The sequence below is a fragment of the Microbacterium algeriense genome (genome assembly GCF_008868005.1).
Taxonomy (GTDB): domain Bacteria; phylum Actinomycetota; class Actinomycetes; order Actinomycetales; family Microbacteriaceae; genus Microbacterium; species Microbacterium algeriense.
Window position 1 is genome coordinate 503319 of record NZ_WAAO01000001.1, and the last position, 25300, is coordinate 528618.

General features: G+C 69.3%; 18 protein-coding genes. 8 read left to right on the plus strand and 10 right to left on the minus strand.

Annotated elements, in window-relative coordinates; all coding sequences use genetic code 11:
- Window positions 1-39: 39 nt before the first annotated feature.
- Window positions 40-480 (plus strand): DoxX family protein, encoded by a 441-nt coding sequence (locus F6A08_RS02435; RefSeq protein ID WP_017203489.1) that lies wholly within the window; start codon window positions 40-42, stop codon window positions 478-480.
- Window positions 481-513: 33 nt separating this feature from the next.
- On the opposite strand, the gene F6A08_RS02440 is transcribed toward F6A08_RS02435, so the two are convergent.
- Window positions 514-1647 carry a glycoside hydrolase family 172 protein gene (locus F6A08_RS02440; RefSeq protein WP_151458501.1) on the minus strand — a complete coding sequence of 378 codons (1134 nt, stop codon included), beginning with the start codon at window positions 1645-1647 and terminating at the stop codon, window positions 514-516.
- A gap of 102 nt (window positions 1648-1749) precedes the next feature.
- Between F6A08_RS02440 and F6A08_RS02445 the strand changes: the two genes are divergently transcribed.
- Window positions 1750-2733, plus strand: coding sequence for a LacI family DNA-binding transcriptional regulator (locus tag F6A08_RS02445; RefSeq protein WP_124896604.1), 984 nt, complete (start codon window positions 1750-1752; stop codon window positions 2731-2733).
- A gap of 6 nt (window positions 2734-2739) precedes the next feature.
- Here the strand turns inward: F6A08_RS02445 and F6A08_RS02450 are convergent, their stop codons facing one another.
- Window positions 2740-3114, minus strand: coding sequence for a hypothetical protein (locus F6A08_RS02450; protein WP_151458502.1), 375 nt, complete (start codon window positions 3112-3114; stop codon window positions 2740-2742).
- Window positions 3115-3309: 195 nt separating this feature from the next.
- On the opposite strand from F6A08_RS02450, the gene F6A08_RS02455 reads away from it, so the two are divergent.
- From F6A08_RS02455 to F6A08_RS02465, 3 genes are read left to right on the plus strand one after another with little or no spacing between them, the layout of a single operon-like run.
- Window positions 3310-4803 (plus strand): FGGY-family carbohydrate kinase, encoded by a 1494-nt coding sequence (locus F6A08_RS02455; protein WP_151458503.1) that lies wholly within the window; start codon window positions 3310-3312, stop codon window positions 4801-4803.
- Complete coding sequence (locus F6A08_RS02460; protein WP_151458504.1) at window positions 4800-7367, plus strand: GH116 family glycosyl hydrolase; 2568 nt, start codon at window positions 4800-4802, stop codon at window positions 7365-7367. The genes F6A08_RS02455 and F6A08_RS02460 overlap by 4 nt, the downstream gene beginning before the upstream one ends.
- The gene (locus F6A08_RS02465) at window positions 7364-8998 is read left to right on the plus strand and encodes a fucose isomerase (protein ID WP_151458505.1); all 1635 of its coding nucleotides are present in this window, start codon (window positions 7364-7366) and stop codon (window positions 8996-8998) included. The genes F6A08_RS02460 and F6A08_RS02465 overlap by 4 nt, the downstream gene beginning before the upstream one ends.
- 14 nt (window positions 8999-9012) lie before the next feature.
- On the opposite strand, the gene F6A08_RS02470 is transcribed toward F6A08_RS02465, so the two are convergent.
- Together F6A08_RS02470 and F6A08_RS02475 are read right to left on the minus strand one after the other, a co-directional pair.
- Entirely contained in the window at window positions 9013-9357 is a 345-nt protein-coding gene (locus F6A08_RS02470) for a hypothetical protein (protein WP_017203482.1), read from the minus strand.
- A 31-nt stretch (window positions 9358-9388) separates the two neighbouring features.
- Window positions 9389-11275 (minus strand): heavy metal translocating P-type ATPase, encoded by a 1887-nt coding sequence (locus F6A08_RS02475; RefSeq protein ID WP_151458506.1) that lies wholly within the window; start codon window positions 11273-11275, stop codon window positions 9389-9391.
- Window positions 11276-11418: 143 nt separating this feature from the next.
- Between F6A08_RS02475 and F6A08_RS02480 the strand changes: the two genes are divergently transcribed.
- A complete protein-coding gene (locus F6A08_RS02480; protein ID WP_225855707.1) occupies window positions 11419-12354 on the plus strand; it encodes an endo-beta-N-acetylglucosaminidase H in 936 nt (311 codons plus the stop codon).
- Window position 12355: 1 nt separating this feature from the next.
- Here the strand turns inward: F6A08_RS02480 and F6A08_RS02485 are convergent, their stop codons facing one another.
- The 4 genes from F6A08_RS02485 to F6A08_RS02500 are packed head-to-tail and all read right to left on the minus strand — an operon-like array spanning window position 12356 to window position 18737.
- Window positions 12356-15574: a GH92 family glycosyl hydrolase gene (locus tag F6A08_RS02485; RefSeq protein ID WP_151458507.1), complete on the minus strand. Its 3219-nt coding sequence runs from the start codon at window positions 15572-15574 to the stop codon at window positions 12356-12358.
- Complete coding sequence (locus tag F6A08_RS02490; protein WP_017203478.1) at window positions 15571-16509, minus strand: carbohydrate ABC transporter permease; 939 nt, start codon at window positions 16507-16509, stop codon at window positions 15571-15573. The genes F6A08_RS02485 and F6A08_RS02490 overlap by 4 nt, the downstream gene beginning before the upstream one ends.
- Window positions 16506-17432: a carbohydrate ABC transporter permease gene (locus tag F6A08_RS02495; RefSeq protein ID WP_017203477.1), complete on the minus strand. Its 927-nt coding sequence runs from the start codon at window positions 17430-17432 to the stop codon at window positions 16506-16508. Before F6A08_RS02495 ends, F6A08_RS02490 begins: the two co-directional genes overlap by 4 nt.
- Window positions 17433-17435: 3 nt before the next feature.
- Window positions 17436-18737, minus strand: coding sequence for an ABC transporter substrate-binding protein (locus F6A08_RS02500; protein WP_017203476.1), 1302 nt, complete (start codon window positions 18735-18737; stop codon window positions 17436-17438).
- Window positions 18738-18952: 215 nt separating this feature from the next.
- Between F6A08_RS02500 and F6A08_RS02505 the strand changes: the two genes are divergently transcribed.
- Complete coding sequence (locus F6A08_RS02505; protein ID WP_151458508.1) at window positions 18953-20263, plus strand: glycoside hydrolase 5 family protein; 1311 nt, start codon at window positions 18953-18955, stop codon at window positions 20261-20263.
- 93 nt (window positions 20264-20356) lie between these two features.
- Here F6A08_RS02505 and F6A08_RS02510 read toward each other — a convergent pair whose 3' ends face one another.
- Window positions 20357-21382: a LacI family DNA-binding transcriptional regulator gene (locus tag F6A08_RS02510; protein ID WP_151458509.1), complete on the minus strand. Its 1026-nt coding sequence runs from the start codon at window positions 21380-21382 to the stop codon at window positions 20357-20359.
- Window positions 21383-21513: 131 nt separating this feature from the next.
- On the opposite strand from F6A08_RS02510, the gene F6A08_RS02515 reads away from it, so the two are divergent.
- A complete protein-coding gene (locus F6A08_RS02515) occupies window positions 21514-24507 on the plus strand; it encodes an alpha-mannosidase (RefSeq protein WP_151458510.1) in 2994 nt (997 codons plus the stop codon).
- Window positions 24508-24595: 88 nt separating this feature from the next.
- On the opposite strand, the gene F6A08_RS02520 is transcribed toward F6A08_RS02515, so the two are convergent.
- Window positions 24596-25183, minus strand: coding sequence for a hypothetical protein (locus tag F6A08_RS02520; RefSeq protein WP_017203472.1), 588 nt, complete (start codon window positions 25181-25183; stop codon window positions 24596-24598).
- Window positions 25184-25300 lie beyond the last annotated feature (117 nt).

The window sequence follows — 25300 nt, forward strand, 5'->3', positions numbered from 1 at the left end:
CGAGCGCGCGGGTGTCCTGCCACGAAGGAAGAACTCCTCATGACGAACACCAAAGCCTCCTCTCCCGCCGCTTCGCTGGGACTCCTCGTCCTGCGCGTCGTCATCGGCGCCATCTTCGCCGCACACGGTGCGCAGAAGATCTTCGAGTTCACGATCCCCGGAACCATCGGCAGTTTCGCCGGCATGGGAGTGCCGTTCGCGGAGATCGCGGCTCCCGTGGTCGCCTTCCTCGAACTCGTCGGCGGAATCCTGCTGATCCTCGGCTTCCTCACGCGCCCCGTCGGCATCCTGCTCGCGATCGACATGGCGGTCGCGCTTCTCCTGGTGCATCTGCCGGCCGGGCTGTGGGTGAGCGAGGGCGGTTACGAGTTCGTCGCAGTGCTCGGCGTCTCGGCGCTCGCACTCGCACTCACCGGCGCGGGTCGCTTCTCGATCGACGGCGCGCTGCTGCGCGGGCGAGCGCCCGCATGGATCGCCTGATCCGCAGCGCGACGGCCCGTCGATCTCGGGATCTCAGCCCTGCGGCTCCCGCGGGGGTGTCGCCCCGATGTCGGGAACCGGAGCTGCTCCTAGGTGCACCTCCAGGTCGTCAGCCGTCGGCGTCTTCGGACGCCGCGCGGTCGGCCGGTCGAGGTAGAACAGTGCGGTGGAGGCGATGTCATCGCGGAGCGGAAGGTAACGCCAGCCACTGCGCCAGCCGAGCGCTTGGATGTCGACCCTCGGGATGCCGGTCGCGAAGTGGATCGGGTCGAGGAGATGCCACCGGTACATTCCGAACCGCTGCTGCGAGACGTAGAGTCCGTCGGGTCTGATCACCTGCGGCATCCCGAGATAGGGCGTCGAGAACTGGGTGTACCCCTGACCGGGGATGTCGAAGTTCCAGGCGCCGCCGAAGTAGTCCTCCGTGCCGGTGCCGCAGATCGTCGGGTAGTCGGTGTCGTCGTCGAGATAGAACTTGATCTCGCCCTCGCCCCACCAGCCGTTGGAGTTCACGCCCCAAGCGATGTAGGTGCCGACGTACTGCCCCTGCCCTTCGATGCCCTCCAGGATCACGTGCGGGGTGAGCTCTTCGAGCGGGTTCGACCGCCGCCACTGCGCGTGGAAGTAGGCATCGTTCGAGTGGTCGCCACCGATCTCGTAGGTGATCTGGTAGTACACGCGCACGTCGACGGTCGAGGTGTTCTCGAGGGTCAGACGCGCACCGTCGCGGAACGGCATCGGCCAGTAGGAGTTGAACCCGCCGTGCGGATTGGCGGCGATCGTCTGCGAGTTCACCTGAGCGAACACGCCCCACCCGTTGCAGAAGAAGTCGCCGTACGGCACCTCTACGGCGGGTTCGTCCGACCCGTCCCAGTAGGCGCGCAGCAGGAGAGTGCGCCAGTTGTCGGTGTGCGTCGTGATCCAGATGTGCGTGATCTTGGCGGCGCCCGCGATGTTCGCGAGTTCGAGGGTTTCCCCGGCCTTCACATCGACGCTGGGAGAGATCTTCCAGCCGGGGCCGAGGTCACGAGCGCTCGCGGCGCCCGTTCCCTCGGTCGCCCGGCCGCCGCCCCCAGCGGAACCGTCGAAGTTCTCCGGTGAGATGGATCGGGTCTGGACCGGTCGCAGCGCCGCGAGGGATGCCAGATCAGAGGGTGCAGAAGTCATGGGCGCCAATGTAATCGATTTCAGAACGGAACACCAGAGAACCGATTCCTGCGCGATACTGTTGCTTCACGTCCGGCTCGGCTGGACAGGCAGTGAGGGTGCATGGCAACGATCTACGACGTCGCGGAGCTCGCGGGCGTCTCTCCCGCTACGGTATCGCGCGTGTTCAACGGCACGAGTGTGTCCGAGGAGAAGGTCGCCGCCGTGCGTGAAGCCGCGGCGAAGCTGAACTTCACGCCCAATCGGACCGCTCGAACCCTGCGCCGCCAGAGCTCCGAGGTCATCGCCCTCGTCATCCCGGACATCGAGAATCCGTACTTCACCGAAATGGCCCGCGGCGTCGAGGACGTCGCCTCCGAAGCCGGCTACTCGGTGGTGCTCTGCAATTCTGACGCGCAGCTCGAGAAGGAGGCGACGTATCTCCGCATAGCGATAGCCGAGCACATGTCCGGCATCATCATCGCGACCGCAGACGAGCAGTCCAACCTCGACGGCATCCTCGCTACCGGGCGACCTGTCGTGGCCGTCGATCGCAGCACCACGTACGACATCGACGGCGTCGTGATGGCCAATCGGGCGGCCGGCACGTCGGCGACGCGGGATCTGATCGAGGCGGGCTACCGACGCATCGCCTACATCGGAGGTCCGGAGCACATCGACACCGCGGCAGAGCGTGCCGCCGGCTGGCGTGCAGCGCTGGCATCCGCATACCCCGACCTCGATCTCGACGAACTGGCGCGTTTCGCCACCTTCCGCGTGGACGGAGGCCGCGCCGCCATGGAAGATCTCCTCGCCCTCCCCGACCCGCCGGATGCGGTGGTCGCGGGCAACAACCTCATCGGTGTGGGCGCCATCCAGGTGCTGACCGAGCACGGACTCACCCCTCCCGAGGTCGGTGTCGCCGTCATCGGTTCGCTGCCGTTCACCACTCTGTCGCCGAGTGCCGTCACTGTGGTCCGTCTGCCCGCGCGCCACATGGGCGTGACGGCGGCGCGGATGCTGCTCGAGCGCATCAAGGGCGATCGCCAGCCTGCACGCACCGTTGTGCTCCGCAACGAGGTGCAACCCGCGACTCCGCGAAGCTGAGCGACCTCAGCGAGATCCCCAGAAGCGCGTCGCCAGATTGGCGACCTCCTTGTCGAGGTCTTCGAGGCGGCGATCGATCGTGCCGAGTCGCGCGTCGAGTTTCGCGTCCATGCCCGCCATCTTCGCGTCCATCGCGTCGAACTTCGCCTCGAACTTCGCGTCCATGCTCTCGAACCGCGCGTCCATGCTCTCGAACTTCGCGTCCATGCTCTCGAACTTCGCCTCGAACTTCTCGTGCAGACCCTCGAACCGTGCGGACAGTTCGCCACGGAGAGAGGTGATCATTCGGTCGTTCTGACGGATGAGCAACGTGAGCGAACCCAGCATGAAGGCGGTGAAGACACCGATCAGCGTCCAGATCTGCGGTTCGTTCATCTGCATGACTCCATCCTGCGAGCGAAAGCCCAGATTGTCACGGTATTCCGGTCCCTGAGCGGTGGGGTCCCGCGAGCGGTGGAGACCGAGTATCGGGGGCGAAATGTGGAGGAAGGGTCGGCCTGCTTGCGACGTGAAATCGATTTCGCGTACAGTTGCCACAGGTTTCAGATTCTGTGCTCGGGTTTCAAGGAGGACTCCATGCGCTGCACCCTCGGGGTCGACGTCGGCACATCCAGCACCAAGGGTGTGCTGGTGACGGCCGACGGCACCATCATCGCCACGGCGACCCGAGCGCACGAGGTCAGCCGCCCGCGCACGGGGTGGGTGGAGATGGACGGCGACCTGTGGTGGGACGAGTTCGTGGCCATCGCGGCCGAACTGCTCCACGCCGTACCGGAGGCCGAGGTCGCGGGCGTCGGCGTCAGCGGCATGGGGCCGTGCATCCTCCTCGCCGACGAGGAGGATCGACCGGTGCGCCCGGCCATCCTCTACGGCGTCGATACCCGTTCGACCGCGCAGATCGATCGCCTGACAGCTGAGCTCGGCGCCGACGAGATCACTCGCATCGGCGGCTCGGCCCTCACCTCGCAGGCGGGCGGGCCCAAGATCGTCTGGATCGCCGACGAAGAGCCCGACGTGTCGGCGCGAGCGTTGCGGCTGTTCATGCCGGCTTCCTGGCTCACCAGGAAGCTCACCGGCGCCTACGTCCTCGATCACCAGTCCGCGAGCCAGGTCTCTCCGCTCTACGACATCGAGGGCGGGGTCTGGCACGATCCGTGGTGGCAGCGATATGCGGGCGGCATCGAGCAGCCCCGGTTGCAGTGGGCGGGAGAGGTCGCGGGCGAGGTCACCGCAGCGGCGGCATCGGCCACCGGCATCCCCGCGGGGACGCGCGTCATCACCGGAACGATCGACGCCTGGACCGAGGCAGTGAGTGTCGGGGCCCACGAGATCGGCGATCTGATGCTCATGTACGGGACGACGATGTTCCTCGTCGCGACCGGCGAGACCACGCTGCGGACCCCCTCGATGTGGACCACCGCCGGGGCCTTCGAGGGAACCCGCAACCTCGCCGGCGGGCTTTCGACCTCCGGAGCGCTGACCGGGTGGCTTCGGGGCCTGAGCGGGGCCGATTATCCCGCCTTGCTCGCCGAGGCGGAGGATTCGGGGCCCGGCGCGCGAGGCCTCCTGATGCTCCCGTACCTCGCTGGGGAGCGCACGCCGATCCAGGACCCCGATGCTCGAGGGGTGATCGCGGGTCTCACGCTCCAGCACAACCGCGGCGACCTCTACCGAGCCGCCCTCGAAGCGACGGCCCTGGGAGTGCGGCACAACGTCGACACCATGCGGGCGGCGGGTGCCGACATCCGTCGGATTGTCGCGGTCGGCGGAGGTACACAGGGACAGCTGTGGTTGCAGATCGTCTCCGATGCGACCGGTCTGGTGCAGGAGGTGCCCGAGACGACGATCGGTGCGAGCTACGGCGCGGCCTTCCTCGCAGCGACCGCGACCGCCGCCCCCGATTCGGTTCCGAGCATCACCGACTGGAATCCGATCGCGCACACGATCCGTCCGGACGAGACGCTGGGCCCTCTCTACGACACCCTCTTCGACCGCTATGTCCGCCTGTACGAGGCATCGAAAGAGGTCGTGCACGAACTGGCCGCTGCGCAGCGCGGGGGCTCCGCGTGACCCCCCGTCGGCGAGCGCCTGGCATCCCGCACACCTCCCAGGCCACGGCGTTCCCCTTGGGTGGCATCGGCACCGGCAACGTGTCGATCGGCGCTCGAGGCGAACTGCGCGACTGGGAGTTCGAGAACCTGCCGGACAAGGGGCGCCGCAACCCGCACTCGTTCTTCGCGATCCATGCCGCGCCCGAAGGAGGCACCGCGGTCACGCGGGTGCTCGAGGCACGGCTCACCGGTCGACACGACGCCGACGCCGGCTACGCGTTCGACCAGCTCGCCGGGCTCCCGCGCCTCGACGCCGCGTCACTGCACGGAGAGTACCCCGTCGTCGACGTCGACTTCACGGACCGGGTCCTTCCCGTGGAGGTGTCGCTGCACGCCTTCACGCCGCTGGTACCGCTCGATGCCGACGCCTCAGGCATCCCGGCCGCCGTGCTGCGCTACCGCGTGACCAATCCCGCCTCAGCACCGGTGAGGGTGACGATCGTCGGCAGCGTTTCGCACACCGCGGGCCGGGGGACGCCGGGGCCGGACGCCCCGTGGGGGATGCGCGCGACGCAGACCGTGCGCTGGCGCGACGACGGCGACGTGCGCGGACTCGATTTCGGCATCGATCTGCCCGAGGGTGATCCCGGCTACGGCACACTCAGTCTCACCACGACGGATGCCGAGACCACGGCCAAGCCGCAGTGGGTCACCAGCTACTGGCCCGACGGTGCGCGGCTGTTCTGGAATGACCTCATCGACGATGGACTCCTGTCGGCCGAGGAGCGCCTCACGCTCGAGGACCGCCCGCGCGGGCTGTTCGCGGAACTCGACGCCGATCCGGAAGCAGCACCTCTCAGCGAGGACGAGATGCTCGCCAAGCTGCCGCGATTGCGCACCGGCTCACTCGGCATCGTGCACGCGCTCGCCCCGGGCGAGAGCCGCGATTTCGAGTTCGTGCTGTCCTGGAGCTTTCCGAACCGGCGACGCGGTTGGGCAGGGCACATCGTCCTTGCGGACCCGCACATCGACGAGACCGTGCAGAACCACTACGCGACCCTCTGGGCGGACGCATGGGCCGCGGGCCGCCATCTCCATGCCAATCTCCCGCAGCTCGAAGAGGCGACCGAAGCCTTCGTCAAGGCGCTGTACGGTAGCAGCCTCGATCCTGTGCTGACCGATGCCATCGGAGCCAACATCGCCGCTGCGCGTTCCACCACCGGTTTCGTCCTGGCCTCCCCGCAGTCCGAACTCGGCCGAGGACCGGTGTTCGCCGCCTGGGAGGGGTCCTTCGATCACGCCGGCTCCTGCGAGGGAACCTGCACCCACGTGTGGTCATACGCGCAGACACTCGCCTGGCTGTTCCCCTCACTCGAACGCAGCGCCCGCCGGGTGGAGTATCTGCTCGAGACCGACGAGACGGGGGTGCAGAAGTTCCGCGGCAATCGGGTCTTCGGCGGACCCTCCTGGTTCATGGGGCCCGCTGTCGACGGACAGCTCGGCACACTGCTGCGCCTGCACAGGGAGTGGCGCTTCAGCGGAGACGACGCTTTCCTGCGTGAGCTGTGGCCGGCCGCGTCCCGCACGCTGGACTACGCGATCCGCGAGTGGGATCGCGACGGCGACGGGCTGTTGGACGGCGAGATGCACAACACCTACGACATCGAGTTCCACGGCTCGGAACCGCTTGCCAACGGGGTCTACCTCGCGGCGCTGCGGGCAGGGGCGCGGATGGCTGTGCACCTGGGCGAGCACGAGCGCGGCGAGGCGTGGTCCGCGAGAGCCGATCACGTGGCCGCGGCGATGGATGAGACGCTGTGGAACGGGGAGTACTACCGGCAGGTGATCGACGACCCGGACGCCCATCGATACCAGTACGGCGACGGTGTGCTGTCAGACCAGCTGCTCGGACAGTTCCACGCGTTCGTGAACGGGCTCGGACACATCCTCCCCGCCGATCGCGTCGACTCCGCGCTCGCCGCGATCGTGGCGCACAACCACCGAGACGATCTGTCCGACCACGAGAGCACGCAGCGGGTCTACGCGCTGAACGACGAGGGCGGACTGCTGCTCGCCTCGTGGCCGCGCGGCGGGCGGCCGGCCATCCCGTTCGTGTACTCGGATGAGGTGTGGACCGGCGTCGAGCATCAGGTCGCCGCGTCGCTTCTGTTCGCCGGGCGCGTCGATGACGCCCTTCGCGTCGAGCGCTCGCTGCGCCGCCGTTACGACGGAACCCACCGCAGCCCGTGGAACGAGATCGAGTGCGGCAACCACTACGCGCGGTCGCTGGCCTCCTGGGCGCTGCTGCTCGGCGCCGGCGGCGTGCAGTGGGATGCGCCGAGCGGAGTGCTGTCCTTCGCGCCGGCGACCGATGGTCCCTTCCGCAGCCTGTTCACCACCGGCACGGGGTGGGGGCGCGTCGAGATCGACGAGCGCACCCTGACCATCCACCTCGACGGTGGCGCACTCGACCTCGTCGAACTGCACCTGCGCGGCGAGACCGTCGGCCGCGACATCCGACTCCGAGCGGGCGAGTCGCACCGCTCCCCGCTCACTTCGACCCCAACCCCGGAGGCACCATGAACACGTACACCCTGCCGACCCCGGCATCCCGCCCCACCGCCGCGCCGAAGACGGCGTATCTGATCACGTCCGGCGACCTGCGCGAGTCGGCGAACGTGGCGGGGTGGCCGACCCAGGTCGAGCTGGAGACCGGCGTCAGCGGAGTGCTGAACGCCCTCGGCTGGGAGGTCATCCGTCCCTTCGGCGTCGACCCCGAGACCGGGCACGGCTTCATCTCGAGCCAGCGCATGGGCCTCGAGGTCTTCCGAAACATCCCGGTCGATGCGCCGCTGGTGGTCGCCATCGCGAACTGGCAGTACTCGCACCACGTGCTCGCGGGCCTGCGCACGCACGAGGGGCCGATCCTCACGGTCGCGAACTTCGCGGGCGACTGGCCCGGACTCGTGGGCCTGCTCGGCCTCAACGCCGGTCTGACGAAGATGGACAAGCCGTACGCGACGATCTGGTCGGTCGACTTCACCGACGACTGGTTCCGCGACGGCATCCGCGAGTGGACCGAGACCGGCTCCATCACCCACGACGCCTCGCATGTGCGTCCGCTCCCCGCGCTGCCGGACAGCCCGGAGAAGCGGCTCGGGGAGGCGCTCGCCGCGGAGCTGAAGGCGGAGAAGGCCATCATCGGCGTCTTCGACGAAGGCTGCATGGGCATGTACAACGCCATCTTCGACGACGAGCTCCTGAACCAGACCGGCATCTACAAGGAGCGCCTGTCGCAGTCGGCCCTCTACGCCGAGATGCTGAACGTGACCGAGGAGGAGGCCGACGCCGCGTACGACTGGCTCGTCGAGCGGGGGATGACATTCCGGTACGGGGAGGACGCGGCGACGGAGCTCACCCGCGAGCAGGTGCAGTGGCAGCTGAAGATGTACATCGCCGCGCTCCGCATCGCCGACGACTTCGGCCTCGACGCGGTCGGCATCCAGTACCAGCAGGGGCTGAAGGACCTGGTGCCCGCGTCGGATCTGGCCGAGGGCATCCTCAATTCCACCGAGCGCCCGCCGGTCACCTCGCGCGACGGCTCCCGCGTGCTGCACGAGGGGCGGGCCTTCCCGCACTTCAACGAGGCCGACGAGGGTGTCGCCGTGGACGCGCTGGTCACCGACCGGGTGTGGCGTGCGATGGGCCTCGTGCCCGACAACACGCTGCACGACGTGCGCTGGGGTGAGGACCACGACGGGCAGTTCGTCTGGGTGTACGAGATCTCCGGCTCGGTGCCGGCCTCGCACCTCGGCGGCTGGCAGAACGCGGAGGGCTGGCGGCAGGGTCATGTGTTCTTCCCCGCGGGCGGCGCCACGATCAACGGTGTGTCCAAGCCCGGAGAGGTCGTGCTCTCGCGCGTGTTCATCGCCGAGGGCGTCCTGCAGGCCGATATCTTCCGGGCGTCGGTGGTGGAACTGCCCGCGGAGGAGACGCAGCGCCGCAAGGATGCCACGAACCCGGAATGGCCGATCGCGCACGTGGTGCTGCACGGCATCTCTCGCGATCAGTTCATGGCGCGGCACAAGGCGAACCACGCGCAGCTCGTCTACGCGCCCGACGCCGAGACCGCGGACAAGGCCCTGATCGCGAAGGCCGCGATGTTCGACGGCATGGGGATCAAGGTCAACCTCGTGGGCGACGTCGCGATCTGATCGGTCGCAGAACGTTACTGCGAGCGCCAGAACCGTGTCGCGAGGTTGGTGAGCTCCTTGTCGAGGTCTTCGACCTTCGCCTCGATCCTTCCGAGACGCGCATCCACGCCGTCGATGCGGGCGGAGAGGGTGCCGTCGAGACCATCCATCCGCGCGGACAGGCTGCCGTCGATGCGGTCCATCCGCGCGGACAGGGTGCCGTCGATGAGGTCCATGCGCGCCGACAGGGTGCCGTCGATGCGGTCGACCTCGGTGCGGATGATGCGGCTGAGCTGTGTGGTCATCAAGGTCATGCCGCCGAGCATCACGGCGGCGAACACTCCGATCAGCGTCCATACCTGTGGGTCGTTCAAGCGCATGCCTCCAGTGTGAGTCCGGAAGCCAAGGTTGTCACGGTATTCCGGTGCTGGAGCGGGGTCGGGTCAGGCGGAGGCCGCTGGGTGGGCCGCTGAGTGCGCGGAGGGCGTAGAGGATCGTCGCGAGGTCCACGAGCTCCTGCACCAGCGCACCCACGACAGCGGGGATGACACCGGTCATGGCGACGACCATGAGCCCGACGCTCAGCCCGATGCCGATCCAGATGGCGGCGAGCGCCACCCGTCGCGTGTGCCGTCCGATCGAGACGGCATCGACGACCTTGGCGAGCGAGTCGACGAGGATCACCACGTCGGCGGCGTCGCCGGCCGCCGTCGCGCCCTTCGCGCCCATGGCGATGCCGATGTCGGCCGCAGCCAGGACCGGAGCGTCGTTCACACCGTCGCCCACCATCAGCACCGGCCGCGGCTCCAATTCGGAGGCGAGTCGCACCTTCTCGGGTGGGAGGAGTTCGGCGTGCACCTCGTCGATGCCGAGGTGGTGGCCGACGGATTCCGCCGTCGACTGCACGTCGCCGGTGAGCATGACGATGCGGTCGACCTCGTGCAGGCGCAGCCAGGAGACCACGGCGGCCGCCTCCGGACGGGCGGCGTCGGCGAGCACGAGGACGCCGGCGAAGCGTCCATCCACCGCCACGTAGGCAGCCGCCTCGCCGACGCCGAGTTCGGCGCGCACGGTGTCGGGCGCGAGGGAGGCGACGTACGCCGGCTTGCCCACCACGACCGAGCGCCCTCCGATCGTCGCTGCCACGCCGTTCGTCGCGGTCTCGCTCGCCTCCTCCGCCGCATGGAGCACGAGTCCTCGCGCCTCGGCGGCACGGCGGATGCCGTCGGCCAGGACGTGGGAGGAGTACTGCTCCGCCGATGCGGACAGCTGCAGGATCTCGTCCGCATCGAACCCGGCCGTCGGGCGGACGTCCACGAGCTCCGGACGCCCCTGCGTGAGGGTCCCCGTCTTGTCGAACGCGGCGGATCGCACGCGTGCGATCTGCTCGATCACGGCACCGCTCTTCATGATGACGCCGGACTTCGCGGCACGGGAGAGTCCGCCGAGGAAGGCCACGGGGGCGGCGATCAGCAGCGGGCAGGGCGTCGCGAGCACCAGCACCTCGGCGAAGCGGGTCGCGTCGCCGGAGATCGCCCACGCGGTGCCGGCGAGCACGAGGGAGACGGCGGTGAACGGGATGGCGAACCGGTCGGCGAGCCGCACGATCGGCGCGTGCGAGGACTCGGCGGAGTGGACGAGCGCGACGATCTGCTGATACTGACTGTCGGCGCCCGTCCGCAGTGCCCTGATGCGGATGGCGCGGCTGCCGTTGATCGCGCCCGACAGCACCTCGCCGCCGGCCTCGCGCGTGACCGGCATGCTCTCGCCCGTCAGCGAGGACTCGTCGAACGTCCCGCTCTCGGTCAGGAGGATCCCGTCCACGGGGACGATCTCCGACGGACGGACCAGCAGCACGTCTCCCACGGCCACGTCATCCACCGGGGCGTCGTGCGCCTCGTCCGAATCCACCGCCTCGGGCTGCGTCAGGACGTGGGCGATGCGGGGCGAGCGGTCGAGCAGCGCGGAGAGATCGCGCTTCGCCCTGCGGCCGGCGAAGTCCTCCAGCGCCTCCCCGCCCGACAGCATGAGCACGATGATCAGCGCGGCGATGTACTCCCCGACCGCGAGCGTCGCGACCATCGCCACCACGGCGAGGATGTCGAGGCCGACGTGCCCGCGCAGCACGTCCCGCACCATGCCGATCAGCGTCCAGACGACGACGCCGGCGACGTAGACGGTGGCGATCCACCGGCCGAGGACCTCCTGGTCGGCCGCGTGCAGGGCGCCCACCGCCACGAAGACGATGACCGTGAGCGTGATCACGGGATACCGCCAGAGGAGTCGGAGTGCGCGCATGCGTCCAGCATCGCGGGAATGCGCCGTGTGCGCCAGGTGCGCTCCTCCCTCTCTTCCGACCGCTTCACTTAAGCGATATAGTCGCCGCAGGTCACGACGCCGTGGCCTGTTCTGGACACCGACGCCGAAGGAGACGATCTGTCATGACTCAGCCGAACACCAGGATCCACCGCTTGCGAAGGGCTGCCGCGGTCACAGCCGCGCTGACGCTCGCGGCGGCTGGCGCCCTCACGGGGACCGCTGCCGCCAGTGCCCAGACGGAGGAGGGCGAGCCGAAGCTGGCCGTCTACGTCGAGGTCAACTCGAACGATTTAGCGAACGTCGCGGACTACACGCTTGCGGAGTCCGGCGGACCCGCCGTCGACCTGGCGATGATCTTCGCCGCCAACATCAATTACGACGGGCAGAAGGCGTACCTGCACTTCAACGAGCGCGTGACGCAGACGCTGCAGGACGCGGAGAACCAGATCCGCCCGGTCCAGGCCGGCGGCACCAAGGTCCTGCTGTCCGTGCTCGGCAACCACCAGGGTGCGGGGTTCGCGAACTTCACGTCCTTCGCGCAAGCGGATGCCTTCGCTGCCCAGCTCGCCGACGCGGTGGCGACCTACGGTCTGGATGGCATCGACTTCGACGACGAGTGGACGGAGTACGGCGCGAACGGCACGCCGCAGCCCAACTCCGAGTCCTTCGGATGGCTCGTCACCGCCCTGCGTGATCGTCTCGGCCCGGACAAGATCATCAGCCTGTACGCGATCGGTCCGTCCTACACCACGACCGACTTCAGCCGGTTCGACGTCGCGAGCGCGATCGACTACGCCTGGAACCCCTACTATCCGACCTACGATGCGCCCACCGTGCCCGGCCTCGACGACCGTGCGCGCATCGGCGCAGCGGCGATCGACCTCGCGAACACGAGCGCATCCACGGCGGCCGACTTCGCCCGGCGCACCGTGGCCGACGGCTACGGCGTCTACGTCGCGTACAACCTCACCGCGACTGACCAGTCCGCGTACCTCTCCGGCATCACCCAGGCGCTGAAGGGCGAGGCGACGCAGTACCGGGCGGCTCCGACGAACTGAGTCAGCCCAGGTCGAAGAGCTCCACCTGACGGAGCGTGACCTCGGTCGCCGCCCGCACGCGGACGGCCGAGGTCACGACCCGCGAGTGGAGCGCGAACGGTGTCGTGCGATCGGGCGGCAGCTCCTCCGTGTGCGTCGTCGGAACGGGCAGCCACCGTCCGTCGGCGCCTTCGATCTCCCAGCGCAGAGCGCTCGAGCCGACCGAGCGCACCGCCGTGACCGCGAGGTCGGTGAGTCCGCGGGGCTCCGCGAACCGCCAGCCCACCCACTCGCCTCGTGACACGCGGACCCCGTCGTCCCCGTCCGGGTCGCCGTCGTCGACCAGCCGACCGACGTGGCGCACGGCGGGAGAGGCGATGACGTGGCCGTCTCCGCGTGTGAGGTCGGAGTGCCAGGGCTCCACCGTCCCGGTCGCGCCCCCGGTCTCCAATGCCAGGGCCGGATCCGTCCCGAAGACGAGCTCCAGCACCGCGTCCTTCTTCAGCGCGTCGATCGGGAGGTCGGCGGTGGGCAGCGGTGCGTCGTTCAGTCGCGCCTCCTGCAGGATGTGCGCGTGCGGGGCGCTGCGCCGCGAACGGATCCGCAGCGACGAGCCGTCCCCGCGGTCCACGCAGACGTCGTCGAACAGCGGCGACCCGATCCGCAGCCTCCCCGAGGCCAGTTCCAGAGGATAGAGCCCGAGCGCGGCCCACAGCCACCACGCGCTCATCTCGCCGTTGTCCTCGTCTCCGGGGAACCCCTGGCCGATGTGCGCCCCGGCGAACAGGCGCCCGGCGAGCTCGTGCACGATGCCCGCCGTGCGCCACGGACGATCGCTGAACGCATACATGAACGGGATGTGATGCGCCGGCTGGTTCGAGATCGCGCACATCCCGGAGCGCAGGGCGCGCGCCTCACGCTGCTCGTGGATGACGGTGCCGTACGCGCCGCCGAACCGCTCGTCGGCCGTCTCCGGCTCGGCGAACAGGGCGTCCAGATGGCGTCCGAGACCGTCGGGGCCGCCGTGGAGTTCGGCGAGCCCGACGCCGTCGTGCACCGGGCTGACCGACATCCCCCAGGCGTTGGTCTCCACGTTGTCGCCACCCCACACGCGAGGGTCGAAGGGGCTCTCCCTGCCGCCCGTAGCGTCCCGGCCGCGGAAGAACCCGGACGCGGGGTCGAACAGCTGGCGATACGAGCGGGACCGGTTCGCGAAGTAGCGGGCGAAGGCCCGGTAGCGGGCGGTGGCGGATCCGGAGGCGGGGGCGTCGGCGAGCAGGCGGGCGAAGCGGGCGAGAGCGGCATCGCTCACCGCGTTCTCGAGACTCCAGCTCATGCCCTCCGGCACCTCCGAGGAGATGTATCCCGTGAAGCGGCCGCGGGCGATGCCCTTGCGGCCTCTCCGGGCGTCCGGTCCCGGCTCGCACGCGTTGCGCCAGCCGCTCTCGAAGGCGGCCACCCGGTCGAAGGCGACCCCCCACCGGGCAGCGTCGGCGAAGATCTGGTCGCTCGACGTGCCGACCATGCTGTCGACGTACCCCGGAGCGCTCCACCGGGCCATCCATCCGCCCCGGCAGGACTGTGCGAGCTGCCCGTCGAGCAGCCGCCCCGCGAGGGCGGGATCGAGCAGGGCGAGGGCCGGCCACTCCGTGCGGTAGGTGTCCCAGTAGCCGTTGTTCACCACCAGGTCGCCCTCGGCGACGGGTGCGCTCGTGGCCTGTTCGCCGAAGGGTTCCCGTGGGGCGAAGACGTCGGCGAACCGCCGCATCGGCGCCTCTGCGGTCCCGGCGTTCTCGGCGGCGGTGTTCGGATACAGATGCATGCGATGCAGCGCGGCAGCGATCCGAGAACGGCTCTCCTGGTCGGCGAGCGCTCGGAAGGGGGCGGCTGCGGCCGGGAGCGGAGGGATCGTGATGCGACCGAGCAGACGGCCCCACGCCGCTGCGGCCTCGTCGCGCAGCTGCTCGTACGACATCGAGACGGGCACCTCGAGGTCGAGGCTCCGCCGCGCCTGCTCGACCGACAGGAACGACACGGCGATGCGCACCTCGAGCACACCGCGCCCGGACACGAACCCGGCGACACGGCCCCGACCGTCGTCGTCGAGCATGGCCTGCGCCCGGCGATCGCCGGACACGGACGGCGTCACCCTCCCTGCGAAGTAGCACCGGGGCGCGTTGCCCCACTCCTCCTGCCCCTCCGGGATCCAGCCCTCGACCTCGCCGGATCCGCTGAGGATGAGGCGCCCCTCATCCGTGAGCTGGTCGATCACGAAGCCGACCACCGCCTCCGGGTCGTCGGCGCGCACGCGGAAGGCCGCGGCATGCGAGGTCGCGGTCAGCTCGGCGTGCAGACCCCCGTCGAGGTCGACCGCGTACTCGTGCGGTCGAGCACGCTCCGACCCCGCGCGGATCCAGCGTCGTCGCGCGGTGCGGTTCGACGTCGCTGCCCCGCGGAAGGGCATGAGCTGCAGCACGGAACGGTCTCCGATCCAGGGGCTCGGCTGATGCGAGAACTGCAGCGCCTCCAGACGGCGTCCCTGCGGATCGTCGTGCATGAAGGGGCGGTACGGCCAGCGCGCATCCGCGGCATCCGTGGCCGGGGTGAGGAACGTGAAACCGTGCGGCACCGCCACCGCCGGGATCGTGTTGCCGCGTGAGAAACGGGGTCCGGAGTGGCTGCCGCGTCGGGTGTCCACCCGCTCGACGGGCGGGATGGCCGCGGGCGCGGGGCACTCCTCGACGAGGACCTGCACGTACCCGGTCGCACGGGCGGGGACTCCGGATGCTGCGGCGAGGGATGCGGTGCCGAGCACGAGCTCGACGGCTCCGCGACGGTCGGGGTCCAGCGGTGCGAGCGACACGGTGTCCGCGTTCCACTGCTCGGGGAACGACCACCGGGCGGCGAACTGCGCTTCGGCGTCGATCGGGAAGTCGTAGCGGTCGCGGACGGCGGCGTGATCGCTCAGTCGCGTGCCGTCGGACAGCCGCACGTCGACCGCCACGGCGAGCGCGGCATGCGGGGCGAGCGTCGCTTCGGGTCCGTCGGCGTAGAAGGCCCAGTGCAGCACGGTCTCGCTCGTGAGGGCGATCTCCGTCAACTCCGGGATGTCCACCCGCTGCTCGCCGAGGCCGGGGTCGAACGCGAAGGCGAAGACGGGTCCGGCGAGCACGCCGGCGCGCGGACGGGACGACGGGGGATCCGCTGGTCCGTCCGCCGGGGCGAGGTGCGCGGCGGTCACCCCTTGATCGCCCCCTCCTGCACGCCCTTGAAGAAGAAGCGCTGCGTGAAGGAGAACATGATCACGATCGGCACGAGGGCGATCATCGTGCCGGCGGCGATGAGTCGCGGATCGACGGAGAAGCTGCTGTTGAGGTACGCCATGCCCACGGTCAGCGTGTACTTCGCCGGGTCGGAGAGCACGATCAGCGGCCACAGGTAGTCGTCCCACGCGCCGATGAAGGCGAAGATCGCGACCACCGACACCATGCCTCGGATGTTCGGCCACACGATGTGCCGGATGCGCTGCCACGTCGTCGCGCCGTCCACGGTGGCGGCATCCAGCACGTCCTTGGGGATCATCCGGCACGCCGTCGCGATCAGCAGCACGTTCATCGCGCTGATGGCGCCGGGGAGGAACACGCCCCACAGGGTGTCGGCCAGTCCGAGCGACCGGATGGTGAGGAAGTTGCTCGTGACCGTGACCTCGCCGGGGAACAGCAGGGTCGACAGCAGGATCCCCATCACGATCCACTTGCCGCGGAAGCGCATGCACCCGAGCGCGTAACCGGCGAACGTGGCCAGGACCACGTTGCTGATCACGGTGCCGACCGAGACGAGCAGCGAGTGCCACGCGTAGAGGTACACGGGGACGATGTCGGCGACGCGAGCGTAGTTCTGCAGGGTCGGCTCACGGGGGATGAGCTCGGGCGGGAAGGAGTAGATGTTCTCCTGGGGGCCCTTGAACGACGTCGACAGCTGCCAGATGAACGGGCCGATCACGAGGAACAGGACGAGGACCAGGAGGGCGTAGCGGCCGATCAGTCCGCCGAGGGTCGGCTTGCTGAAATCGCCGGACCCGCGGCGGCGGAAGATCCGTTCGCGCGCGGGCGACGCGGGCCGCTCCTCGGCGGGGCGGGCGTCGTCGTCGGTTCGAGGCGGGGTGATGGTGCTCATGCGGGAGCCTTCGCCTTCTTCTCGCGATTCATGAAGGCGATCGCGGCGAGCGGGATGAGGGTGAGGAGGAACAGCGCCACGCTGATCGCGGACGCGTACCCGATGTTGCCGTTCAGGCCGGAGCCGACCTGGCGGATCAGCATCACGAGCGACATGTCGTAGCCGCCCGGGCCTCCCGTGCTCTTGGACAGCACGTCGAGCTCGGCGAACACGCGCATGGCGGACACGGCGATGAGGACGGAGATGAGGAGCATCGCCCCGCGGACCGAGGGGATCGTGACGGACAGGAAGCGGCGGAAGGAGCCGGCGCCGTCGAGCATGGCCGCCTCGTGCAGCTCCTTGCCCACGTTCCCGAGCGCCGCCAGGTACACGACCATGTAGTAGCCGAGACCCTTCCACACGGTGAGCAGGATCGCGCAGCCCAGCAGCAGCCAGCGGTCGACGAGGAACGCCATCGGCTGGTCGATCAGTCCCAGGAACTCGAGCGTCTGGTTGATGATGCCGCGGCTGTCGAACAGCCAGGTCCAGATGAGGGCGACCACGACGACCGAGGCGATCACGGGGAAGTAGAACGTCGTGCGGAAGAACGAGATGCCCGGCAGCTTCTTCTGCACCAGGAGGGCCAGCAGCAGCGGCAGGATCGTCAGCAGCGGGACGCACACGACGACGTAGATGAGGCAGGTCGTGAGCGCGTTCCAGAACATCTCATCGCCGAACATGCGCTCGTAGTTGGCGCCGCCGACGAATCCGGGCGTGCGCAGCGGACGAGCATCGGTGAAGCTCAGGAAGACCGTGTTGAGGAACGGCCAGAGCGCGAACACCAGCACCCAGACGACGGCGGGGGCGATGAGCACCCACGGGGTGAACCACTTGTGCGATCTCATGGTGGTCCGTCTGCTCCGGATGCCGGTGTTCGCGCTCATGGCTTACTGGTCCACGCGGTTGGCGTTGGCGTACTCGACGATCTTGTCGAGCTGGGTCTTCGCGTCCGCCTCGCCGTTGATGGCGAGCGCGATCTGCTGCGTCATGTAGGTGGCCATGTCGGAGGTCCACTGGAACGGCAGCGCCTTGGCGTCCTTCATCGCGCCGAACACGGTGTCGATCGCGGCCAGCTGCTTCTCGTCGGTGACGGAGGAGGCGATGCTGTCGACGACCTCGTCGCCGCCGGCGGCGGTGCCGGGAGCGGTGCCGACGGCCAGCGAGGAGAACGCGACCTGGTTCTCCTCGTTCGTGACGAACTCGGCGAAGGCCAGCGCCGCTTCCTTGTTGTCCGAATCGGCCGACACGTTCAGGCCCTGCACGTACAGCGGCGCGATGCCGAGACGCGGGGTGGCCACGGTGTTCTCCAACAGGGCGGGCGCGTCCTTCTGGAGGTCGGTCGTGAAGCCGGTGCCGCCGGTCGTGAAGGCGACCTTCTCCTGGATGTACGCCTCGGCGTTCCCGCCGTAGTCGCCGGTGAGGGCTTCCGCCGGCATCGCCCCGGCCGCGTACGCGTCGGCGTACGCCTGGATGATCTCGGCGGCCTCGTCCGTGTTGAAGTCGAACTCGCCCTCGTCGTCGATGACCTCCATGCCGGCGGCCGTGAACGTGTCGAGGGCGGGGATCGAGGAGAGCAGCTGCACCTTGCCGCCCGATTCGGTGGCGACCCTCTTCGCGAGGTCGAGGAGCTCATCGACGGTCGTGGGGAGGGTGTCCTCGGTGACGCCGTAGGGGGCGAGCTGGGCCAGATTCCACCACGAGGCGTCGCTGGAGAGGTACCAGGGGAGCCCGTACGTGCCCTCCACGCCGGGGTACTGGCTATACGAGTCCCAGGCTCCGGCGTTGTAGACCGACTTCAGGTCGGGGTCGGCGGTCTCGATGTCGACCAGCTTGCCCGCGGCGACCAGGGGATAGGCGATGTCCGGCGGGAGGTTCAGCACGTCGGGAAGGGTGTCGGCGTTCGCCTGGCTCAGGATCTTGTCCTGGTAGCCGTCGCCCGGCTGGTCGAGCCACTCGACCGTGACGTCGGGGTGCTCCTTCTCGAACGCGTCGATGAGGTCTTCGAAGTAGGGGGTGAACTTCTCGTTCTTGAGGGACCAGGTCTGGAACTGGATCGATCCGCTCAGCTCGCCGGAGGTGTCGATGGGCCCGGACTCGGCGGTGGATCCGCCGCCCCCTGTGCAACTCGTCAGCGCCAGAACGCCGATGCTGAATGCTGCCAGGGCGACAATGCGTGTGCGAACTTTCATCGTGCTTCTTCCTCGAGGCGGGCGAATCCGCGTGCCGTCCACACCAGGGGACTACAACGCTTTAGCAGATGAAACCATCCGATCCTCTCCCTGTCAAGGTGCGCTCGGCGGTATGAACGCCTCGGCGAGGCAGGGCGGTGTGCGGTTCGTTGCTCAAGCGTTATAGTGGTGCGACATGTCCTCGCCGGAGGCCACCGTCCGAAAGGTCAGAACACATGACGCAGCGCGGCGCTCTCGATGCTCCCCTGAGATTCGGGGCGAACTACACGCCGTCGAAGGACTGGATGCACTCCTGGCTCGACCTCGATCTCGACGACGTGCGCCGCGACTTCGCCGCCCTCGCCGAGCTCGGACTCGACCACGTGCGCGTGTTCCCGCTGTGGACGGTCCTGCAGCCGAACCGCACCCTGATCCGCGCCAAGGCCGTCGACGACGTGCGCGCCGTGGTCGACATCGCGGGAGAGTTCGGGCTGGACGCGAGCATCGACGTGATCCAGGGGCACCTCTCCAGCTTCGACTTCGTGCCGTCGTGGCTGTACACGTGGCACGACAAGAACATGTTCACCGACGACAAGGCACTGCAGGGGCAGGTCGCGCTCGTCGAAGGGCTCGGAAAGGCGCTGCGCGACGCGCCGAACTTCCTGGGCCTGACGCTCGGCAACGAGACGAACCAGTTCTCCGCGCACACCCACCCCTCGCCCTGGCCGGTCACGCAGGACGAGGCCGGAGCGTGGATCTCGACGCTGCTCTCGGCGGCGGAATCCTCGGCTCCGGGACTGCCTCACGTGCACAGCGAATACGACGCCGTCTGGTACATGGACGGGCACGGCTTCACGCCGGCGCATGCGTCACGGCTCGGCGCGATGACCACGATCCACTCCTGGATCTTCAACGGCACGGCCCAGCGCTACGGTGGTCGCTCCGTGGCGTCCGACCGGCATGCCGAGTACCTGATCGAGCTGTCCCGCGCCTTCGCGACCGACCCGGCCCGTGCGGTCTGGCTGCAGGAGGTGGGTGCGCCGTCGAACTGCCTCGATGAGGACGAGATGCCCGGCTTCCTGGAGGCGACGGTGCGCTCGGCCGCGCGCACCGAAAACCTGTGGGGCATCACCTGGTGGTGCTCGCATGACGTGAGCCGCGACCTGGCGGACTTCCCCGAGCTGGAGTACTCCCTCGGACTGATCGGGCAGGACGGTGCGGCCAAGCCCATCGGCCGCCGTCTCGCCGAGCTGATCCCTGAGGTCCGCCACCGCGTCGCGCCGCCCGTGCGCGACACGGCGATCGTCGTGGACGTCGACGAGCGCGACGTGCCGCTGAGTCGCGCCGCCCTGAGCCCCGGTGGTGCCGTCTTCCAGGCCTGGGTGGACGCGTGTGCAGCGGGCGACGATCCCGCCCTGGTGACCTCTCGCGACGCGGGGGATCCCGCCGCGCTCGAGGCGCGCGGCGTCCGCCGTCTCATCCGTCCCGATCTGTCGACGAGCACGGTCGACCCGTACGGCTCCGTCAACACGGTCGTCACTCCCTGACTCGGCTCTCTCCTCCGCCGAGACCCCGGGGTCGCGTCCACGCCCCGGGGTGTCTGCGCTTCTAGCCCGGGGTGTCGGCGGGATGCCGGGGGGTCAGCGGGCGGGGGGCGCGGTGCTCTCGCGCGCCGTGAGCACGGGGGTCGGGCCCTCGACGCTGGGCAGTGTCGTCCCTGCCTCGATCTGGCGCAGCAGGAGCGTGGCCGCCGTCTCGCCCAGTTCGAACGTGTCGCGGGTCATGGCCGTGATCGACGGGTTGATCAGACCGGCGATCACGGAGTCGTCGAACGATGCGAGCGAGACGTCGCGGGGCACGTGCCGGCCCATCTCCTGCGCGACGCGGAGACCGGCGACCGCCATCACGTCGTTGTCGTAGACGATCGCGGTCGGACGCTGTCGCCCCGACAGCAGAGTGCGGGTCACCGCCGATGCGCGTCCGGGCGAGAAGTCGGTCGTGATGATCTCCCCGTGGATGCCGTCGGCGGCCATGCGCTCCAGCACCTCGGCGCGGAGGCGGGTGTGCTCGAGCTCGGCGGGGCCGGCGACGTAGGCGATGCGGGTGTGACCGAGGGCGGCGAGATAAGAGAACAGGGTCTCGGCCACCGCGTCGTCGCCGATCCACACGCTCGGCACGGCGCCGTCCGGGGAGGGCTTCGAGCCGATCATAACGGCGCGTGCGTCCAGGGCGGTGATGCGGTCGCCGCGGGGGTCGTCGTCGCGCGGGTCGATCAGGATGATGCCGTCGACCTGATTGGAGGAGCGCCACTGGCGGTGCACCTCCATCTCCTCGGCGATGTCGCTCACCAGGCGCAGCTGCAGGCTGACCTTGCTCTCCGACAGCCGCGACTCGATGCCGGCGATCAGATCGGTGAAGAACGCCTCGGATCCGAGGGATCGCGCGGGGCGGGCGAGCGCGAAGCCGACCGTGTTGGCGCGGGCGCCGACCAGGGCGCGCGCGGCGGAGCTCGGCTGCCAGCCGTTCTCCTCGACGATCGAGAGGATGCGCTGCCTGGTCTCCTCGCTGACCCCGGGGCGGCCGTTCAGGGCGAAGGAGACGGCGCCGGGGGAGACCCCGGCCATGCGCGCGATATCGGCGATCGTGACGCGCTTCGCCGGACTCATAGTCCCTCACCCTACTTGATCGGTTTAGACTTCGACTAGATCGCTTTAGTAAATCCGATAGCATCGACCGACGCCCCGCACGTCGCGGCGCCGCGAACCAGCACTCATCGCCGAGCCCGGAGAACCATCCCATGCATGACGACACCTCGCTCACCGTCGGCCGCGTCAAGCGGGTCCTCGAGGAGCGCGTCCGCCCCGCGATCCACTCGGCGTCCGTGCCGCTGGATGTCGCCGCCCACCAGCTCCCCGGCGAGCCGATCGCGCCCGCGGACGGACGAGGACTCGACTTCCAGCCCGCCGCCGTCGGCGAGCTGTGGGGCCCGGCCTGGGGCACCACGTGGTTCAAGCTCACCGGTCGGGTGCCCGCGGACTGGGCCGGCCGCCGCGTCGAGGCGCTCATCGACCTCGGCTTCGACGTGAACATGACGGGCTTCCAGTGCGAGGCCCTCGCCTACCGTCCGGACGGCACGCCGATCAAGAGCATCAACCCGCGCAACCAGTGGGTGCCGATCGCCGAGGCCGCCGCGGGTGACGAGCACGTCGAGCTCTACCTGGAGGGCGCGTCCAACCCCGTCCTCCTCGACTACCACCCCTTCCTGCCGACGCAGGAGGGCGACATCCTCACCTCCTCGAAGGAGCCGCTGTACCGGCTGCGGCGGCTCGACCTCGCGGTGTTCGAGCCCGAGGTGTTCGACCTGTCCCTCGACCTCGAGGTGCTGTTCGAGCTGCAGGCGGAGCTCCCCGCGACGTCGCCGCGCCGCATGCGCATCCTGCAGGCGATGGACGACGCGCTCGACGTGCTCGACCTGCAGCACATCGTGGAGACCGCCGGCGACGCGAGGGCTCGGCTCGCGGACGTGCTCGCCGCTCCGGCCGAAGCGAGTGCGCACCGGATCTCGGCCGTCGGCCACGCGCATATCGACTCCGCCTGGCTGTGGCCGGTGCGCGAGACGATCCGCAAGGTCGCCCGCACGACCTCGTCCATGACCACGCTCATCGAGGAGCAGCCCGACTTCCAGTACGGCATGTCCAGCGCGCAGCAGTACGCCTGGATCAAGGAGCACCGCCCCGAGGTGTGGGAGCGGGTCAAGGCCGCCGTCGCCGCGGGGCGCTTCCTGCCCCTGGGCGGCATGTGGGTGGAGTCCGACACCGTGATGCCGACGGGCGAGTCGCTCGTGCGGCAGTTCTCGCACGGGCAGCGGTTCTTCGAGCGCGAGTTCGGCATCCGCTCGAAGGGCGTGTGGCTGCCGGACAGCTTCGGCTACTCGCCGGCCCTTCCGCAGCTGATGCGCCGTGCCGGTTTCGAGTGGTTCTTCACGCAGAAGATCTCGTGGAACCAGCAGAACGTCTTCCCGCACCACTCCTTCCTCTGGGAGGGCATCGACGGCTCGCAGGTGTTCACGCACTTCCCGTCGATGGACACCTACAACTCGCAGCTCAGCGGCATGGAGGTCGCGAAGGCCTCGCGTCAGTTCAAGGAGAACCGTCTCAGCTCGCGGTCGATAGCCCCGGTCGGCTGGGGTGACGGCGGCGGCGGCACGACCCGTGAGATGACCGGCAAGGCCGAGCGTCTGCGCGACCTCGAGGGCAGCGCGCAGGTCGTGTGGGAGCATCCGGACGTCTTCTTCGACGCGGCCAAGGCCGAGCTGCCGAACCCGGCGGTGTGGGTCGGCGAGCTCTACCTCGAGCTGCACCGCGGCACGCTCACGAGCCAGCACGCCACGAAGGCGCTCCACCGCTGGGCCGAGCACGCGCTGGTGGAGGCGGAGCTGTGGACCGCGACCGACGCCGTGCGCACCGGTGCCGCGTACCCGCAGGCCGAGCTCGACCGGCTCTGGCAGGCCGTGCTGCTGCACGAGTTCCACGACATCCTGCCCGGAACATCGATCGCGTGGGTGCACCGCGAGGCCGTCGCCGTGCTGTCCGACGTGCTGTCGGACGCCCGTGACATCGCCGACGCCGCACGTCGGTCACTCGTCGGCGAGGGCGACCGCGAGCTGCGGTTCGAGCCGAGCTCGGCCGGTCGGGGACGAGCGCTCGGGGCGGCGTTCGTCGCCGAGTCCACTGCGACCCCGGTGTCGCTGCAAGAGGAAGACGGCGGCTGGCGCCTGGAGAACGAGCTCGTGTCCGTGCTCGTCTCGGGCGAGGGCCTGATCGTCTCCGCCGTCGACAAGGCGTCCGGCAGGGAGACGGTCGCCGCAGGCAGAGCCGCCAACCTGTTCCAGCTGCACCAGGACTTCCCGAACATGTGGGACGCATGGGACATCGACCGCTACTACCGCAACAGCGTCGATGACCTCACCGCGGTCTCGTCGATCGAGGCGTCGCTCGTGAACGGCGTCGCGCAGATCGTCGTCGTGCGTCCGTTCTCGGAGTCGACGATCACGCAGACGATCCTTCTCGCGCCCGACTCGCGCACCGTGCTGCTGCGCAACGAGGTCGACTGGCATGAGACGGAGAAGCTGCTCAAGCTCGCGTTCCCGCTCGACATCCAGGCCGCGCACACCGAGGCCGAGACGCAGTTCGGCTACCAGGCGCGCGTCACCCACACCAACACCAGCTGGGAGGCAGCGAAGTTCGAGACCTCGATGCACCGTTTCGTGCTGGTGCGCGAGCAGGACTTCGGAGCGGCCCTCGTGAACGACTCGATCTACGGGTACGACACGACGCGCGAGGTCGGCGAGGACGGGGTCACCACGACCGTGCGGCTCTCGCTGCTGCGGGCGCCGCGCTTCCCCGATCCGGACACCGATCACGGGCCCCACGAGATCGAGGTCGGCTTCGTCATCGGCGCCGACGCCGCGATCGCCACGGCGGAGGGCATCCGCATCAACAGCCTGCCCACGGTGATCCGCGGGGCGCGCGAAGTCGAGCCGCTCGTGGAGGTGTCGGGCGAGGGGGTCGTCGTCTCCGCCGTGAAGCTCGCCGACGACGGCTCGGGCGACGTGATCGTGCGCGTGTACGAGGCGCTCGGGCGTCGTGCGGTCGGCGAGCTGTCAGTCGGCTTCGACCACCGCGAGGTGCGCGAGGTGAGTCTGATCGAGGACGACATCGACGACGCGCGCACCGGCGGCGAGCTCCGACTGCGTCCGTTCGAGGTGCGCACCCTCCGCATCGCACGCTGAGGCCCCGCGTGGGATCAGGCGGACGCGTGGGATCAGGCGGAATGCCCGTGAAAGTGCCTGATCCCGCGTGTGTGCCTGATCTCGCGTGTCAGGCGGGCGGCAGGCGCAGCACGTCGGGGGACTCTCCGCCGGTCAGGTCGTCGGCGATGCGGATGCTGCGCGCGAGGTCGTCGAGCGCACCGATGAGGGTGCCGAACCGCTCCTTGTCGCTGCACACGGCCGTCAGCGTGATCAGGTGCGTGCCGGTGTCCCAGGTGTAGGTCGCGAAGGGCGGGGAGGCGGGGGACGGCGGCATCGGCACGAGCAGCTTCTCGCCCACGCCGAGCCGGGTCGGGAACGACTCGGTGTCGTCGTAGTCCATCGGCATCGAGGCGCGCGCGATGCGCACATCCGGCGTCAGCACCTGAGCGGTCGCCATCGCCACGACGAGCTCGGGCTCGGCCTTCCACGTCCACACCAGCACCCGGCCGTCTGCCCGCTTCATCAGCATCGGCGCCGCCTGGCTCATCGCCCACGCTCCGAACTTCGAGCCGGGGCGCTCCGTCGCGCCGACGGCCGCATTGACCTGCCCCAGCAGCATCCGGATCGCGGCCTTGCGGTGCCGGCGGCCCTTCCACCCGAGCGAGTCCGTCACGGGAATCCACAGCTGGGGATCGGCGTCGGCAGTCAGTCGCATGGCTCAACGGTAACGGCTGCTGCTGAGCGATACCCCGGTATGCCTCAGCCGGGCGAGCGAGCCCCTCGGGTAGAGTTGCGTGGGCCCGACCAGGGCTTCTCCTTGGCCGCCACATCG

Coding starts and splice junctions, on each gene's coding strand:
- F6A08_RS02440 (WP_151458501.1), bottom strand. CDS start 1,647: ATGACTTCTGCACCCTCTGATCTGGCATCCCTCGCGGCGCTGCGACCG.
- F6A08_RS02510 (WP_151458509.1), bottom strand. CDS start 21,382: ATGAGTCCGGCGAAGCGCGTCACGATCGCCGATATCGCGCGCATGGCC.
- F6A08_RS02490 (WP_017203478.1), bottom strand. CDS start 16,509: ATGAGCACCATCACCCCGCCTCGAACCGACGACGACGCCCGCCCCGCC.
- F6A08_RS02520 (WP_017203472.1), bottom strand. CDS start 25,183: ATGCGACTGACTGCCGACGCCGATCCCCAGCTGTGGATTCCCGTGACG.
- F6A08_RS02470 (WP_017203482.1), bottom strand. CDS start 9,357: ATGCGCTTGAACGACCCACAGGTATGGACGCTGATCGGAGTGTTCGCC.
- F6A08_RS02475 (WP_151458506.1), bottom strand. CDS start 11,275: ATGCGCGCACTCCGACTCCTCTGGCGGTATCCCGTGATCACGCTCACG.
- F6A08_RS02505 (WP_151458508.1), top strand. CDS start 18,953: ATGACGCAGCGCGGCGCTCTCGATGCTCCCCTGAGATTCGGGGCGAAC.
- F6A08_RS02455 (WP_151458503.1), top strand. CDS start 3,310: ATGCGCTGCACCCTCGGGGTCGACGTCGGCACATCCAGCACCAAGGGT.
- F6A08_RS02495 (WP_017203477.1), bottom strand. CDS start 17,432: ATGAGCGCGAACACCGGCATCCGGAGCAGACGGACCACCATGAGATCG.
- F6A08_RS02450 (WP_151458502.1), bottom strand. CDS start 3,114: ATGCAGATGAACGAACCGCAGATCTGGACGCTGATCGGTGTCTTCACC.
- F6A08_RS02445 (WP_124896604.1), top strand. CDS start 1,750: ATGGCAACGATCTACGACGTCGCGGAGCTCGCGGGCGTCTCTCCCGCT.
- F6A08_RS02500 (WP_017203476.1), bottom strand. CDS start 18,737: ATGAAAGTTCGCACACGCATTGTCGCCCTGGCAGCATTCAGCATCGGC.
- F6A08_RS02435 (WP_017203489.1), top strand. CDS start 40: ATGACGAACACCAAAGCCTCCTCTCCCGCCGCTTCGCTGGGACTCCTC.
- F6A08_RS02480 (WP_225855707.1), top strand. CDS start 11,419: ATGACTCAGCCGAACACCAGGATCCACCGCTTGCGAAGGGCTGCCGCG.
- F6A08_RS02515 (WP_151458510.1), top strand. CDS start 21,514: ATGCATGACGACACCTCGCTCACCGTCGGCCGCGTCAAGCGGGTCCTC.
- F6A08_RS02465 (WP_151458505.1), top strand. CDS start 7,364: ATGAACACGTACACCCTGCCGACCCCGGCATCCCGCCCCACCGCCGCG.